We start from the raw sequence: 25787 nt of genomic DNA, 5'->3' as shown, positions 1-25787 counted from the left end.
ATGATGATGAATTTATCAAAATACATTTACAGCAGCATAATACTTCTTTTTGTGCCAATGCTGTTGTTTTCTCAAATACCCAAAATCGAAAAGAGGTCAGATGTTGGTTACCAAGGCCCCTCTTCAGCCGAAATTGATGCGATGCCGGTTGTCGCCACTATTCAACCTTCAGGCAATCCGGAAAGTGATATTCATAATTTTCAAAAAGCCATTGATAAAGCTTCAAAAATCAAAGGAGGAAGAATTATTGTGGAGCAAGGGAATTACCAGCTGAAAGATGTTCGATTAAAATCCAATGTTCATATTCGCTGTAAAGAAGGCGTGGTATTGATGCCACGTTTGGATATTGAGTCTAAAAGCCAACTCATCTTTTCAGTAGGGCGTTTTGCCAATGAAGAGATTAAAAATGTCACCTTTATTGGAGAGGGAGACTTTTCAAACCGTCCCCAATTTTACTATGACCGTTCTATCGCGGTGAAATGCAGGTCATTTACAATCGGGAAAGTGACTAACCTTTACTTAGAAAATTTCTCCGTTTTTGATGATCAGACGGTCTTTTCTACGATTTCTTTAAATATGAGAAAAAAGGGAACTTCAAAAAATGATCGCCCAAAAAACATAACGGTAAAAAACGTTTCTATCTATGATGCTTCTTACGGTTACGGCCTTGTACAAGGCAATACGGGGGAAAATGTGTGGTTGAAAAACTTACAATCCGTAGGAGGTGTGACAGCAAGAATTGAAACTCATACCGGTAGAGAGCACAATGTTGGGGTGGATAATGTGGTGATTGAAGATGTGGTTTGTACACAAGGAAAAGCGGCCGTGACATTACAACCGCACGTAGTAGACAATGGCATTGTGACGGTAAATGGTGCCAAAGCAATACGATGTGAATGGGGAGTGATGATTAAGGATGGTTTTATTTCTAAAAAACTTGATCCCAATAAAGAATGGCACAATGGCTCCTTTGCAAAAGGTTCATCCATTAAGAATGTTACAATGATTCATGGAGATGCAACTACAATTTCAAGGCAGTCTAAAGTGTATATTCCCGACAGTTTGTTGCCTTATTATAAGGAAGACAGCAGCCCCGATAAAGAAGCGAACATAGGTTGTAAGGAAGGGCCTTCAATTGCAGCTATCTTGAATTTAGCTAGTGAGGAAATGAAAATTGAGGAAGAAACCATTTCTCATACAGGAAAAATGGCCGAAAAGCGGCAATTAATTGTCACTAAAAAAGTGAAAAGAACGCACTCAAAATAATTCAATTAGAATAATTTGTGATACGAGCCTCTTGGTGTTTTTTTGTGAACCCAAGAGGCTTTTTATCTATTTGATGATGTCTTTATCTTCCAATATTTTTAAGGCTACACTACTCACATGACCACCATTGTCTGGGTAAGTAATACTAACTTTATTGTTTTCTTTTAAAACCTCTACAGGTAGATCAACATTGATTAAGGTGAAATATTGTTTTCTAAGATGCTGAGAGGCTCCCTGTATTTCTTTGGTGTAGTTTACGGTTTGACCATTGACGATAATAGAAGGAAAAGTAGAAGTGTCGTGTGGTCTCCCCATCCCAATTCGTAGTTGAGCAGTGGCAATATTACCAGACGCTAAGCCATTAAAGTGATATTCAATAGACTTATGCTGAGTGATTTCATTTAAGACCTGATCAGAATAATACTTTTTCTCGGCAACCTCCCTTTTTAGTTTTACGTCTTTTTTGAGGTCAATTTTTACAATAATAGTAGCTTCGCTTTCAATCTTAATTTCATCTTGAAGCTGTATCGAAGCATGCTCCAATTGAGGCTGATGCTCATGAAGATATAACTGTTTTGTGCTGACTGATTTGATATTTTTTTCCTTAATACCCAGTGCATTTAATTGTACCGTTTGAGGATTTCTTTTGAGATTGTTTATGATGATATAGGCCGTCTTTTGGTCAATATAAGCGTCTGTTAGGAGGTTTTGATTAGCATTAGAAGTGGCAACTCTTTGTCCCTTTACCTCAGACCAAAGTTCATAGAATTTAATCTGCTCTGTGAATACCCATTGTTTACTATCTCCTTCCAATTCAAATTCTTGGCGTAATAATCTCCATGGGTAAGGATTCTTTTTACGACCCCATTCTGCTTTTGGAATCATAAAAGGAATGGCTTTCAGGATATGATTAGGGCGTTGCATGAATTGCATCATCATAGGGCTCATCGACTTCATAAAATCCCAGTCCCTTTCCGCAAACCATGGTTTCCATTCTGTAGAATGATCACGTCCTCCATATTCAGAGATTAAAATTGGAATGACCTTATCGTATTGTTTCAAACTGTACGCTTCCATTAGATCTAAAGTAGCCTCAATTCTCCCTCCAGAATAATTAATGGGACCATCAAAAGTAGAAGGGTTGTTATCACCTAAATGGTGTTTATTAAAGTCATAAAGATGGATAGAAACGAAATCCATATGTTCCCCTGACATATCATAAAAGAGCTTCATGCGTTCATTCCATTGCCCAAAGTTTCGATCATCAAAAAAAGGAAATGCAGCGGTATAGCCACCAATCATTACGTCTTGATTATGCTTTTTGAAAGCAATGGAAGCATCGTTGTGGAACTGGAAAACTTCTTTGACTGTCTTTCTTTCACTAGGCTCTTTCACTCCATCAATTAACTCCCATAAGGGTTCATTGATAACTTCAACATATTTTGGCCTTAACGGTCCTTTTGTAACAGGTTCATTTTCATTTCTATAAAACTCATTGATGAATTGCCCCATAAAATCACCAATAGCATCACCTCCTTGGATCGTCCACCCTTTCTCAGGGTATTTGCGATTGGAAGAATGTCCAGTCCAAAAATAATGTACCTGACCTCCCACCATTTCGTCTACATGAGGTTCATATTGGTGAGTAGCCTCTCCTTTTTTACCATAAGTTTTTAATCGATAATCTTTCCCCGCCTTTTGCATATAATCGGGGTTGACATATCCTTTTTTATTAGGATCTTCAGACGAACGCTGCATTACTCCCCCCATAATTCCATTATTTCTCCCTAGGTAAACATCTAGGTCATTAATAATATAATCTTTGAGTGGCTCAAGCCCTCTAAAATCATTCTCAAGTTGTGTGGAGTGTAAGACAATGTATTTTTTTCGATCAAAATCAGAATAACCATCCACCGAATACTTGTGATCCAGTTGAACATTTACCGCTGTAGTTTGCCCAAAAATAAAAGGGGAAAATAAGTATAGAAAGAGGGTTAAAATTAGAGAAGTTTTCATTTCATTTAGTTCATTATAATTTTTTATAAAGTGTGAACACGAAAGTGTAGTTTTCCAACTCTATCAAAATAGTGAAATGTGTATGATGGATTGGTAAAAGCTAGACAATGTTGAGTTATTGTCTAGTCATTTTGAATAAAATACCTACATCTATGGACCTCTTTGTTTTTTCTGATTAAAATATTACTATGTTTCAAGTGTTAAGCGTGAGCGTCACTTGGAACCACTTATTGGCGAAGTCTCACGATTTCGGTATGAATGAAAGTGTGGTATTTCAATTCGAAGTCGTGAGACTTCGCCCATTTATCATCACAAGTGACGCCTATCGGCTTAACACTTGCGATATAAAACTTTCTCCTTCTTCACTTTTTCAGCAATGGAAAAAATGAAGAAGGAGGTAGTTCGAAAGCTGACTAAAAATCATTTTATCCTTTAGCTTCTAAGCTCACCGTCAAAAAAACAGTAAATTTTGATATTTGTAGCATTTTAGTACAACTTTGAAAGGCCAAAACTGATGATTTGACTCTATCTAAAAACACCTATAAAACTGTCTTTAATATGGATTAAGAAGGTTAAGAATAGAATTAAACTCACAATTTATTTCCTTTAAAAAGGAAATTCAATTTTACCATCTGTATTGGGCAATTCTTGAAATATCACCAAGTTCAAACAATAATTATCAAAGAAGGGGGGAAATCTTACATTTAAAGTATTACAATCATCAATAAGGTTTTTGCAAGACCTGTTTTTATCACTAACTTAAATATGATTTTATGCCTTCAGTTACTTCAGTTTTTAGCATAGATAGCTTAGCAAAATAACTTAATTAAAATGAGACAACCAGTTATACCACACAACGAAAAAGAAAGATTAAAAGACCTTAAGTCTTATGCTATTTTAGATAGCCTGAACGAAGACGATTACGATAGCCTAACGAAAATCGCCAGCGAAATTTGTGGCACTCCTATTTCGTTAATCAGTTTAGTTGATGATAAGAGGCAATGGTTCAAGTCTCATCATGGCGTGGATGCCACTGAAACGCCTAAGGAGATTGCATTTTGTGCTCACGCCATCAATGAACCTGAAGAACTATTTATAGTACCAGATTCAAGAGAGGATGAACGCTTTTACGATAACCCATTAGTAGTAAATGCTCCGAATGTTGTTTTTTATGCTGGTGTTCCTCTTGTGACCAAAAAAGGAAATGCGTTGGGCACCCTTTGTGTGATTGACCATAAGCCAAAAGTTTTGACGGAGAAACAAAAAGAGACATTGTCAATTTTAGGAAATCAGGTAATGCAATTGATGGAACTTCGCAAAAGTAACCTTAAGTTGAAAAGTACTTTGGAGGAAATGTCGACAAAGAACAAGGAATTGGAACGATTTGCTTATGTTGCGGCACACGATTTAAAATCACCTTTATGTACTATTTCTGGAATGACCAATCTTTTGAAAGATCACTACAGTAGTGATTTGGATGAGAATGGAAAAACGATCGTAGAACATATTCATAATTCTTCAGATAAGCTCAAAGATTTAATAGACGGAATACTCAGTTATAGTAAATCAAGTAGTTTATTGAATAAGGAAAAAACAACATTTAGTTTGGAAGAACTTAAGGCGGACATTGCTAAGATGTTTAACTTTGATTTTGAGATTGACTTCACTTTTAAAAGCGACATTGAAACGTTTTCTATCAATCGAACCGCTATAGATCAGATCTTAATCAACTTAATTTCAAATGCCATTAAGTACAATGACAAGGCTATCCCAAAAATTGAAATTGTGATCTCAGAAGATTCATTTTTTTACCATTTTATAGTAAAAGATAATGGGCCTGGAATTCCGATGTCAGAACAAGATAAAATATTCGAAATTTTTAATACGGCTACTGTACAAGATCGTTTTGGAGAATCTGGCAATGGTATTGGGCTTGCGACAGTAAAAAATATAATCAACTCATTGAATGGAAAAATCAAAGTAGATTCAGATGGTATAAATGGAACCCAATTTATTTTCTGTTTTAAGAAATAAGGTATACTTTGCTGTAAAATGAAGATAGGTTCAGTTTTATAACACTGTTAAATAGTGGGGTGGTAGGTTGGAATATTTTTTTGAAATTTGCCTAAAAACATGCCTTATGATCTGTTTTGGGCTATTTTGTAAGATAAGAGCAAAAGAAAGATAAAAGCAAAGCACCTTCGATAGCTTAAATAATGCAACTTGCTTTCATCAAACAAAGGTTTGCGTAATGCACCTATTTTTTACTAGAAATGAATGGAAAGAAATGAACAGAATTATAGTACTTTTTTTATTCCTTTGCTGTTATATATCATCTTACTCTCAGATTAAGAATACTCGTTTTGATAGAATATATGATATACATGGTTTAAATCAGAATACAGTAGGTTGTTTACACCAAGATAAATCAGGTTTTCTATGGATGGGCACACCTAATGGATTGTTCCGTTATAACGGTAATGAGTTCAAATCTTTCATCCATCAGCCAGGGGACGACAATACATTGCTGAATAGTAGTGTTGACCAAATTTATGAAGACCTCAACGAGTATTTGTGGTTGGTGTCTAACACTGGGGTTTCATTGTATGATTTAAACAAAGAAAAATTTAGCACTCCTAGAGGGTTCAATAATCAATTGACTACTGATGAGAAGATATTGAAAATTGAGGCTATTGATAAGGAAGAATTATATCTATTAACGACAAAAAAATTATACTTGATAAAAGTTGATAAGGATTATAATCTGAACTACAGCATTATTAAATCAGTATCAAAACCTCATCTCATTTATCGTAGCTTTTCTTCCTATAAAGGGAAATTCTATTTAATGGACTATTCTAAATTAGATGTTTTCAATATTGGAAAAGATCAAAAAATAGATTTTTTATATTCAATTACGTATCAGGATTTAAAGACGGATACTTTTTCTTCTTTTGTGATTAGTAAGGAAGAGGATAAACTATTCTTATCGACTAGGTATAACTTGATCTATGAGTATGAGTTGAACTGGGAGAAAATTAAGTTAGTAGATACTATTGATGTCAACAACTTTATAGACAATAGTCAAAAGACTCAGGAAATAAACATCTTGAAAGTAGAATTGGACCGTAATGGCATACTTTGGATGAAATTGATGACAAACGGTATTCTTGCTTTTGATATCAACTCTAGAAAATCTCATCATTATTATCATACCGACGAGAAAACCTCTATTTCTAGTAATATTGTCAATGATGTATTGTTAGATGCATCTGGTCTTTACTGGTTCGGAACAGGGCACGGTTCTATTAGCATTCTCAATCCATTCAAAAAGCCTTTCCATAATATTTCTAATAACTATTACAGAAAACAAAGTCTATCTTCTAACCTTGTGAACGCTATTTATATTGATAAAAATGAGAAGTTATGGGTAGGTCTTTTTAATAAAGGGTTAGACATCAGTCAATCCGATTATAAGTTGGAAAAATCTGAAGAAGTGAGTTTTTTCAATTATTTCTACAATGATCATGTGAGTTCGATCAAAGAAGTAGAAGATGATATCTATGTTAGTACTTCCTCTGGACTGTACAAAACAGATATTAATCATGAAGAATTTGAATTGATTTATCCTAAAGATAACGAGCGCTTTAAAAATGTATACAACATTGATATGATGGAAACAGTGGGCGATAATATTTTGATTTATGCCTATGGGAAGTTTACATTGATAGATGTTGAAACCAATGAAGCCTTAGAAATAGATAAGGAGATCAAAAATAAGCAATACCTCAACCGTAACATGGTGATTCAGCTACACTATGACGGAAAAAAAGGAGTGTATGTAGGTACTAACCAAGGACTATTTTATTTAGACCTTACCCCAGGAAACTATACTTTAACCAAAGCATTTGATATTGAGGGGGAAGACTTTAGTAAGAGTAGAGTATTTGTAATGTACCAAACAAATGATCAAAAAGACATACTTTGGGTGGGTACTTTTGGAGATGGTTTATATAAGTGTAAGGTCGAAGATGGTAAGGTGTTGGACTATGAGCTTTTTTCCCAGAAAGATGGCTTACCAGATAATGTAATTTATAGCATTGTAGAAGGAACTGACAAATCGCTTTGGGTTTCTACAGACGGAGGGATTGCCAAATTGAACCCTGATACCAGGAATGTAAAAGTATACAATACGAGCGATGGTTTATTGGCTAATAACTTTAGAAGAAATGCCTTTTATAAAATGGATGATGGCACCATATTAATGGGAAATTTAAGAGGAATAACGGCATTTAATCCATTGGACATCAAGGATGATAAAACAATTCCTAGACCTCAGATTTTGAAATTGAAGATCCGCAATGAGGAAATTAATCCTTTGAAAGAATATGAAGGGCATACTTTGCTGGAAAAGCCAATTTATAAGACAGAATCAATTACAATCCCTTATGATCTGAACCAAATCACATTGGAATTTGGAGCAATGCAATACAACGGGAAAAAAGGGATACGATATGCTTATAGAATGTTGGGGGCAGATAATGATTGGATAGATGCAGGAAAAAATATGCATGTAGCCAATTATGTGAAACTTCCGAGTGGCGATTATACTTTTGAATTGAAAGCTTTCAATAATGATGGGGTAGAGAGTGAGGAAGTCAAAAGGTTGAATATTAGGGTCTTAAAACCTTGGTATAAGACGAATATTGCCTATATCATTTACACATTAATTGTTTTAGGGATCATCTATGGTGTAGCAGTCTATCTAAAATATTTATTCCAATTAAAGCAATCTATTTTATCAGAGAAAAAAGACAAAGAACACATTCGTGAAATCAATGAGGCTAAATTAAAGTTTTTTACGAATATCAGTCATGAACTAAGAACACCATTGACATTGATTCTTAGTCCTTTAGAAAAGCTAACTTACGATAAGAAGCTTCCACCTGAATTGAAGCAATTTGTGGAAAACATTAATACAAACGGTCAACGACTATTAAACCTTACCAATTCATTGATTGATTTTAGAAAAATTGGAGAGGGTGAGATGAAAATATTCCCAGTGTTCCATGATGTAGTTCCGTTTATCACAAAAACAGCTGAGGCATTCAATGATTATGCAAAAGATAAGAATATCAGTTATCAGATAGACATCAGACATGTGCCAATTAATGGGTGGATCGATAAGGGAACTATGGAAAGGATACTTTTTAATTTACTTTCTAATGCATTTAAATATACTCCAAAGGGTGGAAAAGTAGTGTTTTCAGCGGAGAAAATTGGTGATGAACTTCAAATTCAAGTGGCGGACAATGGCGTAGGTATGGATAAAGAAGAAACGGAAAGAATTTTTGATAGATTCTACAGAGGTGAAAATGAAGACACTATTTTTGGTAGTAGTGGTATAGGTCTAAACCTAGTGCAGCAATTATTGAAGCTGCACCATGGTGAAATTCATGTAGATACTGCCAAAGGAAGAGGAAGTACATTCACAGTAAAAATACCATTATTACATCCAGAATTTGATAAATCAAAAGAACAAAAAGAAGTAGTCAAAGAGGAAGTAATTGCCGAGGAAATTACGACTGAAAAAGTATCAAATAAGCATACTCTTCTAATCGTTGATGACAATACAGAAATTTTAAAGCTGATCAAGGACCTTTTCCAAGAAGAATACAATGTACTTACCGCCGAAAATGGTATTGAAGGTTTAGAGGTAGCATTAAAAAACACTCCTGATGTAATTTTATTGGATGTCAATATGCCTAAAATGAATGGCTATGAATTGGCAGAACGATTAAAAGAAAATGTACAGACAAGCCATGTACCTATCATTTTCTTGACGGCAATGAGTGATTTGGAAAGTAGAAAAAATGCTTTAGAAAAAGGAGGACAACTTCATATCGGTAAGCCTTTTTCTCCATATTTATTAGAACTCCAAGTTAATAATATCATTAATCAGAAAAACAAGGAAAAAGAGATATTGAAGAAAAATATCATCATGAGTGCCGACAAGGAAAATGTACTCACAAAAGATGAAAAGTTCCTTCAAGATATAAAATCTATACTTGAGAAAAATTATGATAATGATGAATTTACAGTCGAGGAATTGTCGATAAAAGTCAACATGTCTTATATACAGTTCTACAGAAAATTCAAAGCGGTTACAGGAATCACAGCAAATGAATATTTAAGAGTTTATCGTCTTGAAAAAGCTTCTCACTTATTGAGTAATGATGAAAATATTACTGTTCGTGAGGTGATGTATAATGTAGGATTCAACAGTCAATCGTATTTTACCAAGGCATTCAAGAAAGAGTATGGTATGACGCCTGCTGAGTTTAAGAAAACAAGGAATAAGGAAGCGAATGCTTAACTTAAAAAGAAAATATTAGAGGTTGTAAGCTTAGAAATCAGGAGATTTCAGATGATCATTTAAGCACAATTGATGCTATCGTTTCACATTTGAACCAGTGGCCTTTCTACTCTTTTAGTTTGGTAGTACTTCCTTCGGCCATGAAGGGAAAAGCGTTAAGAATTTCATGGAATGAACCGTTAAAAATGATTTTGCTGTTTGAGCACAGCGAGTTTAAAATCATTTAGGTGAGAGGAGTGAAATTTAGCTTTTGCATTCTAAGCCTTGACTTTTTTGCTTCGTTTTTGTGTTAAGACAAAAATGAAGAAGAAGGAATCTTGAAAGTAGAGGCTATAGCATCTCATTGAAAGATTGATTAGAAGTTGACGAAAACTTTTTAGACTTTTTAAAAATAAAAAAGGTGAATGAAGGGTTAGCATTACTGCTTTCCACTCATTCACCTTTAATTATTTATAGGTTCTAATTCCTTAGAAGCTCATTTTTAAACCTACTGAGTAAGTTCTTCCGAGACCCATGTAGTAACCACTCATTGTCATGTTTCCAAGTTCGTCAACGCCGCCTTGGAGACCTTGAACAGCGTAGTCAGTATCGAAGACGTTATTCACTCTGAAGTTGAATACACCATCAAATCCACCCATTTTGAAACCGTAGTTGAAACCAAGGTCCACTAAGCTATAAGAAGGCATTTCGTAAGCACTTTGACCACTGAACTCCTCAGAATCTCTTCTTGTAGGATCATAGTCAGCGAATAAGTTACCAAAGTAGTTCCAATCAGCTGTTAATTTTAACTTAGGGAATACTTCATATTCCACGCCTAAAGCTGCAGTTGTTTGAGCAGAGTTACCTACTTCTGCACCAGCGATGTAAACGTTTACAGTATCGATCGCATTTTGTTGGTCATCGAAGATTTGAACATCCTCTAAGTCGTTCATCCATCTCCAGTCACCCAATGAAGCCATTGCTGTAAGTGTTAATTTGTGGTTCACACGGTACGACATGTCGATTTCAATACCTTTGTGCAATGCGTTTACACCTAACAAGTTAGCTGTGTAAGGAACATCATCTTCCCAAACTGTTTTCACGAAAGACTTATCTTGCCATAGTGTGTAGTAACCGTTCACGTTAGCTTTGAAACCTTTGTTACGGTAACCGTATCCAATCTCACCTGAAAGAATTTTTTCGTTTACAGCATCAGGGTTTACATCATTTTGGTAGTTCAAGAATACAGCGTTAAAGAATGGCTGTCTTGAGATATAACCACCGTTGATGAATACGTTGTGGTGATCATCGATGTTGTAGTTAGCACCTGCTTTAACAGAACCACCTAGGAAGCTTTGCCAGTCTGTAGTTTCAGTACCTGACTCATAGCTAAAGTAGTCAATTCTTTGGTAAGCTTGGTGAGAAACCGCACCTGAGAAGAATGCTGATAATTTATCTTTAGAGTATTCAACTTGACCGAATAAACCTTGCCATTGTACTCTACCGTCGTTATGGTAACCTACTTTGTCACCTACTTGTGTATGACGACCTGGCTGAGATGCCATTTGGTTGTCTACATAGTAGTCACCACCTAAAAGATCTTCTACTTGTTGGTAGTGCTCACCTAAGTAGTAACGAAGGTCTAAACCACCAGTGATTGTCCAGTTATCGTTCAATTGGTGAGTTAAAGTAGATAAAGCACCAGTCCATAAGTGGTTGTTATAACCAGCTCTGTAAGCACCTTTTGAAGAACCGTCTTCGTTTCTGTTGTTTGCTACATAAGCATCCCAGTCGATGATACCACCAGTAGAGTTGTCTCTGTAAGCACTTTCGAAGTGTCTGTCTTCTGATACAATACCAGTACCGCCACCACGACCAACAGATACGTAAGCCGAAGTTGTTATATCAGTTTTTTCATTGATTGTCCAGTAGTGGTTCAATGACATTTGAGGTTTGTGGTAGAAGTTCTCGTTTGTATTGAACTCTTGACCATTTCTATAACCCCAGTCTTTATTGTAACGCTTTCCGTAACGGTCATACTCTTCTTCAGTCACATACGATCTTCTTTGACCGTGCGTTTGAGGAGCACCAAATGTTGTGAAAGCTAATGTATGCTTGTCGTTGATTTTCTTTGAAACGTTCAAGAAGTAAGAATAACCTTCAAATGAAGTTCCATCTACATAACCGTTACCAGTTGTTTTAGATAAAGCAGTAGTTACAGCCCAACCGTTGTCCATAAGACCAGTTGATAAAGTAACACCTGTTTTTAAGTAACCGTCATTACCCATACCCATAAATACGTTACCGCCTTTTTGAGCATCAGTAGTTTTTGTAAGGATGTTGATTGTACCACCCACTGAAGGAACAGCTAATTTTGAAGCACCTAAACCTCTCTGTACCTGCATTGTTTTTGTTACATCACCTAAACCAGCCCAGTTAGACCAGTATACTTTACCGTTCTCCATGTCGTTAACAGGGATACCGTTGATCATGACAGCAACGTTTTCAGAATCGAAACCACGAAGTGAAATACGAGAGTCACCGTATCCACCACCAGCGTCAGATACATAAACACCTGGAGATGATTTTAATACTTGAGGGAATTCAGCATTACCCAATTTCATGTCAATTTGCTCAGCAGAAACAGTAGCAACAGCAACAGGAGTTTTACGATCTACTGCAATTGAAGCCATTACTTCAACTTCTTCAAGACCAATGGCGTCAGATTCCATTTTAATAGTTCCTAGCTCAAGAGTTCCACCGTTCAAAGTTACACTTTTCTCGATAGCGCTCATTCCTACGAAAGAGATAGCAACTTTTTGCTCTCCTTCCTTGTTAGACTTGAATGAGAATTCTCCATCAAAGTCCGAAATAGCTCCAGTAGTTGTACCAACAATAGATACGTTAGCACCAATTACAGGCTCTCCACTAGAGGCGTCAATTAAATTACCTTTAATGATTGTTTGTGCAAATGATGCACTTGTTAATAGCATAACGAATGCTACTAAGAAAGGTAGTTTTTTAGTCAACATTTTTAATTTTGATTAGATAAAATTTAATTAGGTTTAGATCGTAATACAAGTGCAAAACAACGCATCTTATGTTAACTAAATGTTTCTATTTAATTTCATTGAAGTTCTTTATTATATTTTAGCGTCGAGTTGTGAAACATAATGGAAAACGCTGTTTCTTAAGGTAAAATTGAATAAAATTTACATTCATAAATTAAAATAATAGGTATTAGAATTACACTTTTTAATAAATCGTAATGCATTCCGTGTAGAAATATGTCCATCCCTAAATAATCCTATTTTCACTAATAAAGTGATTTTGATGTATAGTGAGTTTTTATTTTGAAAATTAAATCTAATGTAAAATAATCTACTATTTTTCTTTTGTGTCAAAAGAGTATTGTTTGGGGTGATGAGATAAATGTCTGCATTAAAACTCATTGTAATAATGGTGTATTTTTACATATTTGTCTGACTGTCATCGATTTCTAAAAATCAAGCATTTTGGGTAGGAATATTTTGAACTTTGAAAAGCAGCTAACTATTAAATAATATTTTTATCTATGTAATGTTAACTAAACATCAACGAATTAGAAATCTTGGAAAATTGGCCTTCTTTTCAACAATAAAATGAGCTTTAAACATTGGGTTGTGTTTGCAGCTAAAGTTGAAGTGTAGTAATTCTTTAAAACAAAAAAGGTCAGATCTATGATCCAACCTCTTTCTAATAAATTAAGAACTATGATACTGCTACATCAATTACGGTGTAAACTAAATACGTTGTAAACTAAGTTTTCGAATATTTATGATTTTTAGAAATCAGGAGATTTCTGTTGATCTGTAGGACACGAATGCCGCTAACGCTTAACATTCGCGCCAGTGGCATTCTACCCAATTCGTTTGGCAGTACTTTCCTCGGCCTTGAAGGGAAAAGCGTTAAGAATTTCATGAATTGAGCCGTTAAAAATGATTTTGTTGTTTGAGCGCAGCGAGTTTAAAATCATTTAGGCGAGAGAAATGGAATTTAGCTTTTGCGTTCAAAGCCTTGAATTTTTTGCTTCGTTTAAGCGTAGGCAACATTCGTGTCCCATTGATCATCAGAAATCTCTATAACCTAGTTTACAGCCTTCGATTGTTTAGTGGGGTAATAAGTGTTTGTACTTGCCGTAAATAAAGGTGCCAAACAGTGCAAAGCATAAAATGATTGCCATGCTATATTCCCCATATCCAATAAGTATAAACATTGGAGCAGTACAACCACCTACTAATGCCCATCCCATTCCAAATGATGTTCCTCCAAGCAGGTATCTCCAAATGCCTTTTTGTTTATCGGCAATTACTATTGCATTCCCCTCGATGTCTTTTACTTTGAAACGTTTGATAATTTGGATGCACAGAACGCCCGTTGCTACGGCTGAACCAATCAAGCCATACATATGGAAGGATTCAAAACGGAACATTTCCTGAATTCTGAACCATGAAATTGCTTCTGATTTTGAGAGTATTATCCCAAATAATATTCCTAAGAATAGATATACTAATGCTTTTCCTGCTTTCATTTTTATAGCTGTATGATAAATGGAAGAATTAAGAAGGTCATAATTAAACCACCGATAAAGTAGCCGATCACTGCAATTAATGATGGTAATTGTAAATTGGATAAACCACTAATGGCGTGCCCAGAGGTACAACCACCAGCGTATCTTGCACCAAATCCAATGAGGAATCCTCCAAAGGAAAGCATCAGTATACCTTTCAAACTAAAAATAGCCTCTTTACTGAAAAGCTCAGGAGGTAATACATGGTGTGGATCACTCGTAATCCCCAATTGTTTTAAATGATCGACAGTTTGTTCAGAAACACCTGCCAGTACATCGCCTCCTAAATAATTATTGGAAATAAAACCTCCAATAATACACCCTAAGGCAAAAATTAAATTCCAGGACTCTTTTTTCCATTGGAAATTGAAAAACTCCGTATTCTTGCCAATTCCACAAGCTGTACAAATCGTTCTAAAGTTAGAGGATAACCCCAAACTTTTTCCTAATAATAAAAGTAGCCCCATAGTAGCTCCAATCATTGGCCCGCCAATATACCAGGGCCAAGGAGCGAGTAAAGTCTCCATGAAAGAATTTTGTTATAGTAAGTAAAGTGTGTAAATGTTGGGGTGTTTTTCCCCTAAATTAAATGCATTGTAAACTAAATCCTTCAAGGCCGGGGGAGTACTACCAAACTAAAATGGTAGAAAGCTCACTGGCACGAATGTTAAGCGATAGCGTCATTCGTGTCCTACAGATCATCATAAATCTCCCGATTTCTAAAAGTCACAAATAGCCGAAAATTGTAGTTTACAATGTATTAAATAGCCTTTTTGAAGGAAGTAGGACCGAAAAGGGACGTAATTAAGCTTATTTACTTTTCCCTTTTCACCCTATCTTCTTTCTTTATTGTTATGCCATAGCTGGCGATAATATATTAATCATTTTGAATGCAGTGAATCCACCTGCAATATTATGAAGGTTTGTAAAACCGTTGTGTGCTAGAATCAATGACGCCAAGTATCCTCTTAGACCTTTTGCACAAGTGATATAAATGGGCTTATCTTGAGGTACTTCGTCCAAACGCTCTCTTAATGAATCCAATGGAATGTTGAGTGCATTTTCATGAATAATTCCTGCGTTTTCTAATTCCTGAGGATTTCGTACATCAAGAATTGTAATTTCTTCATTGCTGTCAAAAGCCTCTTGTGCCACTTTAGCATTCACCTCTTTGAATAAACCTTTTTGAGCATTTTGAGCCACAAAACCTGCAACAATCACTGGATCCTTTGCAGGGGAGAACGGTGGTGCGTATGCTAAATCAAGGTTTGGTAGGTCCTCAATGGTTAATTTTGCATAGATAGCTGTTGCCAATACATCCGTTCTTTTGTCCACACCTTTTTCACCAAACAGCTCCGCACCTAATAGTGTATGCGTATCTGGCGTGTAGTAAATCTCAATAAACATGTCTTTACCGCCAGGGTAAAATCCAGGGTGAGAATTTGCAATGATAAATGTAGACTCATAGGCAATACCTTCACGTTCTAAGATCTTTGGACCAGCGCCCGTTCTTGCGATAGTATGCGAGAACATTTCCATAATTGCAGTACCATATCCACCAGGGAAAGCTTCATTTGCACCCACCGCATTGGCACCTGCAACTCTTCCTCCTTTGTTGGAATGTGTACCCATTGGGAACCAACCATCAGAATTGGTCACTACGTTTGGAATAGATGCACAGTCACCCGCTGCATAAATATCAGGCAATGAGGTTTCCATTTTGTTGTTGACGATCAAAGCGCCATTCGGTAATGCTTTTGCACCTTTAGAAGTCAACATTTCAGTGATTGGTTTCACACCGATAGACATGATCATAAAGTCAGATGGAAGTACTGTACCATCATTTAAGGTAACGGACTGCTCATCCATTTTATCCACCTTTTTTCCTAACTCTAATCGAATACCATTTTCTTCTAACACCTTTTCACCCATTTGAGCAAATTTATTATCCCAAGGTCCCAGAATATGTTGTCCTAATTCAATGACGGTCACTTTTTTTCCGATTTGAACTAAATTTTCAGCAGTTTCTAAACCGATTAATCCAGCTCCAACAATTGTAATGTTTTCAGCATCGTCTAGTGCATTTGACTTTACAATTCTATCAAAATCCTCGATCGTTTTTGCATTAGCCCAATTAGGATTATTTTCAATTCCCTCGATTGGAGGAACGATTGCTGTACCACCTGTTGCATACACCAATTTGTCATATTGATATTCCCCTTTTGGAGTGTAGACCATGTGTTTGTCAGGGTCAATGCTTGTAACAGGTTCCTCTAAATGTACGTCTATATTGAATCTTTTGCGTAGCAAATCAGGTTTGACTACTAAAAGCTTATCTCTATCTTTAATTCTCCCCGAAAATGCATAAGGGATACCACATGTAGCATAACTAATGTTGGCTGTTTTTTCAAAAAGTATAATTTCTGCATTTTCATCTGTTCTTCTTGCTTTTGCTGCTGCAGATGGTCCTGCTGATAATCCACCAATAATGATAATACGTTTCTTATTTTCCATTTTCGTTGTTTTTTTCTTTTGATACTACAAAAGTATCTAAACCCTAAATGCATAATTGTAACAATTATCACATAAACAGAATTGGTAGCTTCGTCGATTAGATTTAATATTTTAATTCCAATCACTAAGACATTAGAATAAACTATAGAAAGTGTTTGTTTGAAATTATATTTTGAAATAGGTGTTTTTTTGAAATGAATCTTCCGTTTGTTAACAAATGTAACTTTTAATAGGAAATAAAATAGTATCAGTAAGTAATACATTGTAAACTAAATTATCATCAAATTTCAATCAGCCTTTTTGCAAACATTTATAGGATCAACTTTCAAGCTTCTTTCTTCTTCATTTTTCCATTGATGAAAAACGAAGCAAAAAATCTAGGCTTAGAAGTCAAAAGCTAAATTTCATTCCTCTCGCCTAAATGATTTTAAACGGCTCAATTCATGAAATTCTTAACGCTTTTCCCTTCAATGCCAGGGGGAGCCAAACTAAAATGGTAGGAAGCTCAATGGCGCGAATGTTAAGCGTTAGCGGCATTCGTGTCCTACAGATCAGCAGAAATCTCCTGATTTCTAAACAATGTAAATAACGATAATTTAGTTTACAAAATGAGAATTCAATACGTTCTTTTATTATAAAAAATGACCCCACTCTTGAAGGAAGAGTAGGGCCTGAAAGTAGCTAGAGATTCTATGTAGAATACATCTATTTTACAATGAATTGTTTTGTTAATCTTTGTCCATCACCACATGTGATCATAGCGAAATAAGTACCCTTAGAAAGGTCCGTTATTCCAAGGCGTAGTGATGTCTCAAAAGTCTTTTGGATTCTTCTTTGCCCAATGACATCATAGACTTCTAAGGTGTTAACACCCGTATTTTTTTCTACTTTAATAGTAATAAAGTCTGATGCGGGGTTAGGATAAACTATTACTTTTTCCGCAAGTAAATCTGATGCTGTACTGTTTTGTTTTCTAGCAGAAGAATTAGCATTTTCAATTAGCATCGCATTATCAAGATAAGCGTATCCTGTACCTCCTGACGGTCGCCAGAAGTAAACAATGATTGAAGTTTGGTTAGCACTCGTTGTAAAATTAACCTCATAATATGTATAGTTTTGACCAGTAATATCTTGATGTTTCATATTTACTTTATTCTCATCATTTACACCGAAAACTACCCTTGCACTAGTAGGATTATCTACTTTTACATATCCCGATAAAGTATAATTTGTATTTGGTTTCACCACTACTGTTTGTGTACATGAGGCTACACCATCCAAACGCAATGCACTACCTTCATAGGCTTCTTCTGTAGTAGTAGTCATCCTTTGCCATGTATTCCAGAAATTAAGACCGTCTTCAAAACCACCATTTTTAAACTCAGGAATACTTGATGCACTCACTGTTACTTCTGTAGAAGCAGTGAAATTACCATCAGCTGTGGTCACTGTTATGGTGACAGTACCAACACCTTGGGCAGTGACTACACCATTGTAAACTGTTGCAATAGCACTATTGCTACTTTGCCATGTCACTGTTTTGTTAGTGGCTTCATTAGGAAGAACATCTTCAACAAGTGTAATTTGTTCTCCAACATAAAATGTTTCTGATTGTGGAGCCAAGTTTACGCCACTTACTGGAATGACAACGAATGCTTTTTCTACCAACTTAATGTTGTCAATAGTTGCAGTAGCCCCATCGCTTGCTGGTAACCATGTGTATACTTTTACCGCAGTGTTATTTCCAGATTCAAATTCTACTTCATGGTAAGTATAAACTCCTGAGTAAATATCTTTAGAAGTCATGGCATTGTTATCTTGGTCGTTCACACCAAGTACAATACGCTTTGAAGTATTGTCAATTTTGATGTATCCAGATAAAATATAAGTAGTATTTGCTTTCACATTTACCCATTGGTTTGCTGAACCTTTATCCGTGATTGTGATCGCTTGTGTTCCTTCATACGCATCAGCTGTTACTTGAGGATTGTTCCAAGTTGTCCATTCAGCACTTAAACCGTTTTCAAAATCACCATTCACTACTAAGTTTACCTCTGTTTTTACAGTAATAGAACTTGTCGCTGTAAAATGACCGTCATCTGTTTTTACAGTAATTACAGCTTGTCCATCACTTATTGCAGTGACTAAACCCGTGTTACTGACTGTGGCAATTTCAGGATGACTACTCGACCAAGTCATTGACTGAAGAGCAGCGTTACTTGGAATTACTGTAGCTGTAAGTTGAGCCGTTTCATCTACAGAAAGTACATTGCCGATAGTTGAAACACTAACTCCTGTAACTCTGATGTCATCTTTTTGAAGCTGATCATTGAAGTTATTGTCAGCACCGACATTTGGAATTAGGTTTTGAACATCTATAGCATTTCCATAAATATCTGTAGCAGTGTATAAACTGAAGTTTTCAAAAATACCTTGACCAGCCATTGGGAAAGAAGGTTCAGGAAATGCTTTACCACTATTGATAGCAGGGCTTCCTTCTTGTAATTGAAAACCATCAATATCATTATCAGATTCATTGATAAAAAGAGGATCTTTGTCAGTAATTTTGTTAGCATCCAAATCTGAGAATGCAGTTGCTACATCCCCAAAGAAAAGGTTATTGTCTACAATTAATTCACTGCCATTCTCAATATCAATTTTCACTTCTTCAGCTCCCATTTGAGCGCCATCCACTGCTTTAAAAATGTTGTTGTAGATATAAGTGTTTTTGGCATAGATAGAAACATCAGGCTTATATCCATCTTTATTTAAAAGTACTGTATTGTTGTAGATATAATTATTGTTAGAGCGTACGGGGTCATTACCTGCTCCAACGTATCCTGATACCCAAATAGAATAGCCATGATGATCTCTAAAACCGTCATTTTTACTGACATTGTAGCGGTAGGTTGTATTTTCACATTCACCTAATATTTCCACAAAGCCACCTTCAGTGTCCTCGCTGTAGTTGTATTGGAAGATAGAGTTGTTACAGTAAAAATCGACGTGCCCTGAAGCGTACGTATCACCAAATCCTCTTGCTCTATATTGTTTGTTGAATTGCACTACAACATTTCTTGTGTTCCAGATCCAACATCCTTCACCTCTACCAAATAATAAATCATTTTGATCGTATCGATCACCAAGGCCCAAGTCAATAAACGTATTTTTCTCTACGATGGCATTACAAACAGATGAAAGTACAATACCATCAGCACCAAGTTTCTCAAAGTGATTGTTACGGATAATGTAGTTCAAGTTTCTTTCCTCTTCTTCAATCGGATTATTGACCACATGCGATAAGTGACGAGTACTGAATGCAGTGGAACCTAAATTATAGAAATAACATCCTTCCACCAACACGTCATCAATGCCAACTTTTGTTCTTGGAGTCACTGAGATGTCATCTTTATCTGCATCAAGGAAAATACCTCTGGCATTATAAAAGTCTAAAGTAAAATTCCCTTCATAATCTAACATATCAATAGCATAAACATCAGTGACTTTAAGGTCTCTAAAAGTAAGTCCTTTTGAAACACCACCCCATTTGTTGGCTATTACTTTAATACCATACGCTGTATTTGTTCCCCAAGTAATATTTCCTTTGTTTTTACGATGGTTTTTAATCCAAAGTGCTTCCAAAGTAATATAACTTGTATTATTCATCTTGATTGTTTCGATGTAATCGCCCGTTGGAATATTTCCAGAACCGGAGAGGATCGGCAACTCACCAGTACCATAGCTACTGATTACAATTGGCTTTTCTTTAGTTCCAGAACATAGTATCGTGAACTGTCCTTTAAAAGTGTCTCCCTTTCTAAATAAAAGTTGATCACCAGGTTCCAAAACACCTCCATCAGAAGTTTTCTTTGCGGCCAAAGTGGCTTTCGCTAAAGTTTTCCAAGGAGCATTGATACTACCATCATTAGTATCATCACCATCAGCACTTACATAGTAGATACTGCTTTTTTCACTAACCACAATTTTGTCAATCAATACATCACTCTCAGTAGCTCCAATTGTAATCGTATTATTTCCTTCTTGAAGTACAATATCAATTGTTGTTGATTTTGCATCTCCTTGATATGCCCAGTTGGAGGGATCGAAAGTGATCGTTGCAGTAGCTTCCTCATTGACCTTTAAACTTGCATTTACGGAAGTACCATTATTAAAAGTGAACACCTCCATTTTATAATTACCAGAAGAGGTAACATTGGAAAGGACAAATTGTAAACTGCCACTGGGTGCAGCTTTTTTTAATTTTACAAAAGATCCTCCTGAAGCGTTTGTATTTGCTGAAATTTCCGTTGACCCTACTAGCGTCAAGCTTTCTCCTTCGAGTACATCACCGATTCCTTGAGAAAAGAGTGGATGTAAAGAGATCAAAGAAAGTAAGAAAAACAAGTATGTTTTCTTCATAGCTTAAGAATGTATATGTAGATAAAAAAATAGATAGTTTACTTTTGGCATTCATTTCATATATCGTGTTTTAGCCTGGAAAGTAACTACCGTAATGTTGTATCAACCTCAAAAAATGTTGATGATACGATTTATTGATGATCACAATTAAGCAACTTCTCGCGGAAGAAAGGTGCATAAAATCAACATGTAATTAGCATTTTTTGATATTCAGGTGAAATGTTCATTATTTACCTACTTACTTGTAATTTCTGTGTTATAAAATGGTGAATATTGTGGCATAGTGCTATTTGTTATGGGTTCATTTCCAAATAAAAATGGTAGAAAGTCCACTGGTGCGAATGTTAAGCGATAGCGTCATTCGTTTCCTACAGATCAGCAGAAATCTCCTGATTTCTAAATACCATAAATATTCGAAAACTTAGTTTACAATGTGCTTATATAAAAATACCCTACTTAAAGATTAAGTAGGGTATAACTAAAGTCACTTTTATTAATTGAAATTACTCCGTCTATAATACGTGTAATGACTTTAGATTCTATTACCAAAATATTACTTTATACTATTTATTATAAATATATTTATTGCACTTGCTTCAAACTTAGACCTTTGTTGGTAAAAGGAATGATAGAAATTCATATTATAGTAGCATAGATTTTAAAGGAAGATGAGTGGTAATTTTATGTCAATAGGAATACCTATTATCAGGAGATGAGTTAAAGGTTTGATAAGTAGCGTAATAAAATTGTTGTAAATATTGTTATTCGATTGATTTTAATTTTCTTTAATCAAGAAAATAGCACATATTTTCAATTAAAAATTTTTGAGGGAGTAAATGTTCTATTTCTTACGGAAAGTCACTTCTTATTTTGCAATCTGTAAAAATGAATAAAAAAGATAGATTTGAGATAATTATCTAACGATACCAAATATCCAACTATATCTCTAATGAGAGGAAATAAAAAACCGAAGTATATATATATGGTTAGGTAAAGATGAGTAATGTATAAAGTGTGAATTGAAAGCTGAATGCTATTTTCTTGAAAATTAGAATGTATCTCCAATCCACCCCGTTTTTTTAAGTGCTATTTTTATTCTTTAAAAAACTCTCGTCACATCGTTAGTGATTTACTATTTAATCAGACTTCCCAATTTTCTTAACATTGTAAATATAAGGTAGCCCTGTCAAATGGTATTAGGCACATTGTAAACTAAATTACAGCAGACTCAATTATTCTGCAGGCTTTCATGTTCTACTTTCAAGCTTCTATCTTCTTCATTTTTCCATTGATGAAAAACGAAGCAAAAAACCTAGGCTTTGAAGTCAAAAGCTAAATTTCATTCCTCTCGCTTTTCCCTTCAATGTCGGGGGAGTACTACAAAACTAAAATGGTTGAAAGTTAACGGGTGAGAATGTTAAGCGTAAGTGTCATTCGTGTCCTTTAGATCATCAAAAATCTCCTGATTTCTAAACACTATAAATAACGAAAACGTAATGCGATTTCTCTTTTATGAAGGATAAAGGGTAATGAATTGTGGTTCTGAAGGGACCTTGCAATACAATGTCCTTTCAGAACCACATTTTAGAAAATAAATATAAATAGAGAATCATTTAGTAGTATTTCCCTTGGCTTTCAAAGCCTTAACTTTTTTGCTTTGTTTTTGTGTTAAGACAAAACTTACGAAGAAGGAAGCTTGAAAGTAGGCCCTATAAAGTGGAGTAGAAATAGGGATTGAAAGCTAACGAAAACACAGTGTGCTAATGTACATGTCCATGAGCGTGATGGTGGTGATGACGATGCGGTAATTCCACAGCATAATCAAACAACATATCACTCATTTGGTGATGGTCCGCCATAGCATAATGTTCATAAAGGGTGCGAACACCTCCTTGATTAATAGCCTTAGCAAAAACACCATAATCACCACCATTAGTGGTAGAAGGGTTACTGGGAATCCTCGTAATGGTGTGTACATGATTGTAATCAGCACCGCCACCACCTAGAGCGTTTTCTGCATTATATTCAATCCATACGTACGGATTATAAATTCTATAATAAAAAGGAGACGTAGTAGAAGGCTGGTCTACTTCATCAATCCAGACAAAATAAGTATCGTCAATATTATTCATAATGTCCGTCCACCAAGCATCTGCAAATGTAGTTTCTAAGTTATAAACATACTCTTGCATCACTAAAATTAGATTGGCCTGCGTTTCGGCTGACATATCAGAGTATTTCACCCCTGTTCCTGCAAATCCAGAATAATCATAATCTCCTCGGTAAGGATCTACATCTCCCGGAGTGCTTGCCGGTCCCACTTCCATCGCATGACTACCAGAAGAGACAGCATCAGAAATTTCTGAAGAAGTTAAACCATTATATAGAGTAAGTGCTAAGTCTCTCTCATCTTTGAAGATGTCGAAGTCAGTTCCATTAAACGAGGAAACGGCAGGCTCACCACCTAAAAATGCTGGAACCATACTCACATTATCACCATGTACCAAAAAGTTGATTGCAAGGTGATGACCATCCAACTGAAAACCCCAAGAACCACTGTTTTCGGGATCACCAAAAAGATCAATAGAATAATAATCGGGACTCCAAGCCGTAGCATTTTCGGTCTCCAAAAGCCCCTCAGCCAACATCGTGATTTCATCTACCTTCTGGTAGCCGCCTTCGCTGAGAAACAACTGTAATACATTTTTGAAAAGTGTAAGCTGATCTTCTGTAAGATCACCATAAATGATACCGTCTCTTTGTGTACCGTTGGAATTGGGTGTATTGTGCCAAGTGTAGAAACGTTCATCATCTAAACAAGTTGAAGCTTCAGAAAGTAAAGAAGCCGAAAGGGAATTTCTAAATGCCAACATGGCCTGACGCATGCTTTCGATTTCTGCATTCGTAGATTGAGCCACTTCAGCAGGAGTATCACAATCAGAACTACCACTTCCGCCTGTATCGTCCGTATCGTTGCTGTTGCTTACATATCCTTCAGGTTGTTCGCAAGCTGATTGTGTTACATCAGGATTACCGAGCCCGTCATTGTCATTATCTTGATACCAAATTGTAGCAGTACAATTATTCTCACTAGCGTTGTCGCACGCCCCGAAAAAAAGTGTTCCATAGATGAAGAGTAATATAAAATTTGAAAGTCTCATTAAAAATAAAAGTCTAAGAGAATAAGAAATAATTTTATTATCCATATAAGAGCCGTTTTCAGTAGTTGTACTTATTGTTCCTGATTTTTTTATCAAGTCACTAATAAATAGATACTTATAGACGCTCTCCTTTATTCTCAAAAGTAATATTGAGGAAATAGAATCGAAAATTGAACCGCTTATGGAAAGGTTTTGTCACTCTTTACCTTTCCTAATTGTTAATACTGAAAGGAATAGGAAGCTTTTGTAATAATATCTAACACCTGAAATTGAAAGGAATGTTGGAATAAGTACCAAGAAAGAGGAAAAGCAAGAAGGGATAAAGATTATTTTATAGGGTGATTCGTGTTGTGGTTCGTGAGTCACAAGGCATTGTGTCTCTACAAAAAAATATCCTTTCAATTTAGCCACCTCAGTGAGTTGAAAGGATATCGCTTATGTTGAGACGAAATGGTTTACGTCTCACGAACCACCACATTGATATTTTTCAAAGTAAATGTGAACCCATTTAATTAGCAGTCTGAGGCTGTTATTACCTTAAAATCACAAATTACGCTACCTTTTAATTTGAGAATCAGAACTACTGTATCGGATGTTAAATGATAGCCTTAAGATCCATTATTTCTACTGACTTGTGCAATCGGCGATTCGACTTCCAATCCATCATTAGAGATTGATTCTACTTTAGTAGGTTCTACGTTTTCGTTGGTTTGTGGATCGCAGCTGAATGTAGTAGCGGCGATGCAGATGATTGCTGCAATAGTTAGCAATTTTCTCATGATACTTAGTTTTAAAAAGTGATTGATTTGTTAATTATCCACGTGTTCTAGTAATAGAACCAATCGGCGATTCAACTTCCAATCCATCATTAGAAATTGATTCTACTTTAGTAGGTTCTACGTTTTCGTTGTTTTGTGGATCGCAGCTGAAAGTAGTAGTAGCGATGCAGATGATTGCTGCAATAGTATATATCTTTTTCATTTTTAGTTAGCTTTATAATGTTTAAACACCTCCTTGATCTCTGCTTATTTGTCCAATCGGCGATTCGACTTCCAATCCCTCATTAGAGATTGACTCTACTTTTATAGGTTCAACGTTTTCGTTGGTTTGCGGATCGCAGCTGAAAGTAGTAGCGGCGATGCAGATGATTGCTGCAATAGTATATAGCTTTTTCATTTTTAGTTAGCTTTAAAATGTTCGAAATAGTTTACGGCTGGGAAGTTATGATAAAACCGTTAAATAAGAAAGTAATCATCAGACCTATTTATTTAAAAATCAATAGAAAGCATTTATGAATAGTGAATGATGATGGTTTGTAAGGACGTTGCAATGCATCGTACCTACATAACTGCAGTTTAAAAGATAATTATAAAACCCTTGTCTTTTGATCTGTAATCAGGTAATCATTTAGGGGAGAGGAATGTCCATTTTATTTTTTTGTTTTGGA

General features: G+C 35.5%; 13 protein-coding genes. 3 read left to right on the top strand and 10 right to left on the bottom strand.

The features are described from left to right. Positions 1–1266: a hypothetical protein gene (locus PL77_RS19590; RefSeq protein WP_156152444.1), complete on the top strand. Its 1266-nt coding sequence runs from the start codon at positions 1–3 to the stop codon at positions 1264–1266. A 66-nt stretch (positions 1267–1332) separates the two neighbouring features. Here the strand turns inward: PL77_RS19590 and PL77_RS19585 are convergent, their stop codons facing one another. Further along, positions 1333–3282, bottom strand: coding sequence for a hypothetical protein (locus PL77_RS19585; RefSeq protein WP_044209175.1), 1950 nt, complete (start codon positions 3280–3282; stop codon positions 1333–1335). A gap of 831 nt (positions 3283–4113) precedes the next feature. Between PL77_RS19585 and PL77_RS19580 the strand changes: the two genes are divergently transcribed. After that, a complete protein-coding gene (locus PL77_RS19580; protein ID WP_044209172.1) occupies positions 4114–5316 on the top strand; it encodes an ATP-binding protein in 1203 nt (400 codons plus the stop codon). A gap of 253 nt (positions 5317–5569) precedes the next feature. Beyond that, positions 5570–9658, top strand: coding sequence for a hybrid sensor histidine kinase/response regulator transcription factor (locus tag PL77_RS19575; RefSeq protein WP_172665905.1), 4089 nt, complete (start codon positions 5570–5572; stop codon positions 9656–9658). 467 nt (positions 9659–10125) lie between these two features. Here PL77_RS19575 and PL77_RS19570 read toward each other — a convergent pair whose 3' ends face one another. From PL77_RS19570 to PL77_RS31835, 9 genes are all read right to left on the bottom strand, one after another. Further along, positions 10126–12669 (bottom strand): TonB-dependent receptor, encoded by a 2544-nt coding sequence (locus PL77_RS19570; protein ID WP_044209166.1) that lies wholly within the window; start codon positions 12667–12669, stop codon positions 10126–10128. A 1115-nt stretch (positions 12670–13784) separates the two neighbouring features. After that, a complete protein-coding gene (locus PL77_RS19565; RefSeq protein ID WP_044209164.1) occupies positions 13785–14207 on the bottom strand; it encodes a YeeE/YedE thiosulfate transporter family protein in 423 nt (140 codons plus the stop codon). 2 nt (positions 14208–14209) lie between these two features. Further along, on the bottom strand, positions 14210–14773 hold the full coding sequence (locus PL77_RS19560) for a YeeE/YedE family protein (protein ID WP_044209162.1): 564 nt from the start codon (positions 14771–14773) through the stop codon (positions 14210–14212). A 325-nt stretch (positions 14774–15098) separates the two neighbouring features. Next, entirely contained in the window at positions 15099–16760 is a 1662-nt protein-coding gene (locus PL77_RS19555; protein ID WP_044209160.1) for an FAD-dependent oxidoreductase, read from the bottom strand. A 705-nt stretch (positions 16761–17465) separates the two neighbouring features. Next, positions 17466–21179, bottom strand: a complete 3714-nt coding sequence (locus PL77_RS30855) for an Ig-like domain-containing protein (RefSeq protein WP_052444572.1) — start codon at positions 21177–21179, stop codon at positions 17466–17468. Between the two features lie 1760 nt (positions 21180–22939). Continuing rightward, complete coding sequence (locus PL77_RS19540) at positions 22940–24340, bottom strand: DUF3500 domain-containing protein (protein ID WP_082026640.1); 1401 nt, start codon at positions 24338–24340, stop codon at positions 22940–22942. A gap of 608 nt (positions 24341–24948) precedes the next feature. After that, the gene (locus tag PL77_RS31845; protein ID WP_156152443.1) at positions 24949–25119 is read right to left on the bottom strand and encodes a hypothetical protein; all 171 of its coding nucleotides are present in this window, start codon (positions 25117–25119) and stop codon (positions 24949–24951) included. A gap of 34 nt (positions 25120–25153) precedes the next feature. Continuing rightward, positions 25154–25321: a hypothetical protein gene (locus tag PL77_RS31840; RefSeq protein ID WP_156152442.1), complete on the bottom strand. Its 168-nt coding sequence runs from the start codon at positions 25319–25321 to the stop codon at positions 25154–25156. 21 nt (positions 25322–25342) lie between these two features. After that, entirely contained in the window at positions 25343–25516 is a 174-nt protein-coding gene (locus tag PL77_RS31835) for a hypothetical protein (protein ID WP_156152441.1), read from the bottom strand. Positions 25517–25787: the final 271 nt, after the last annotated feature.

The sequence above is a fragment of the Flammeovirga sp. OC4 genome, assembly GCF_000812565.1.
GTDB lineage: Bacteria > Bacteroidota > Bacteroidia > Cytophagales > Flammeovirgaceae > Flammeovirga.
Note: the sequence above shows the minus strand (reverse complement) of the source record. Positions and strands in the feature narration are given on the sequence as shown.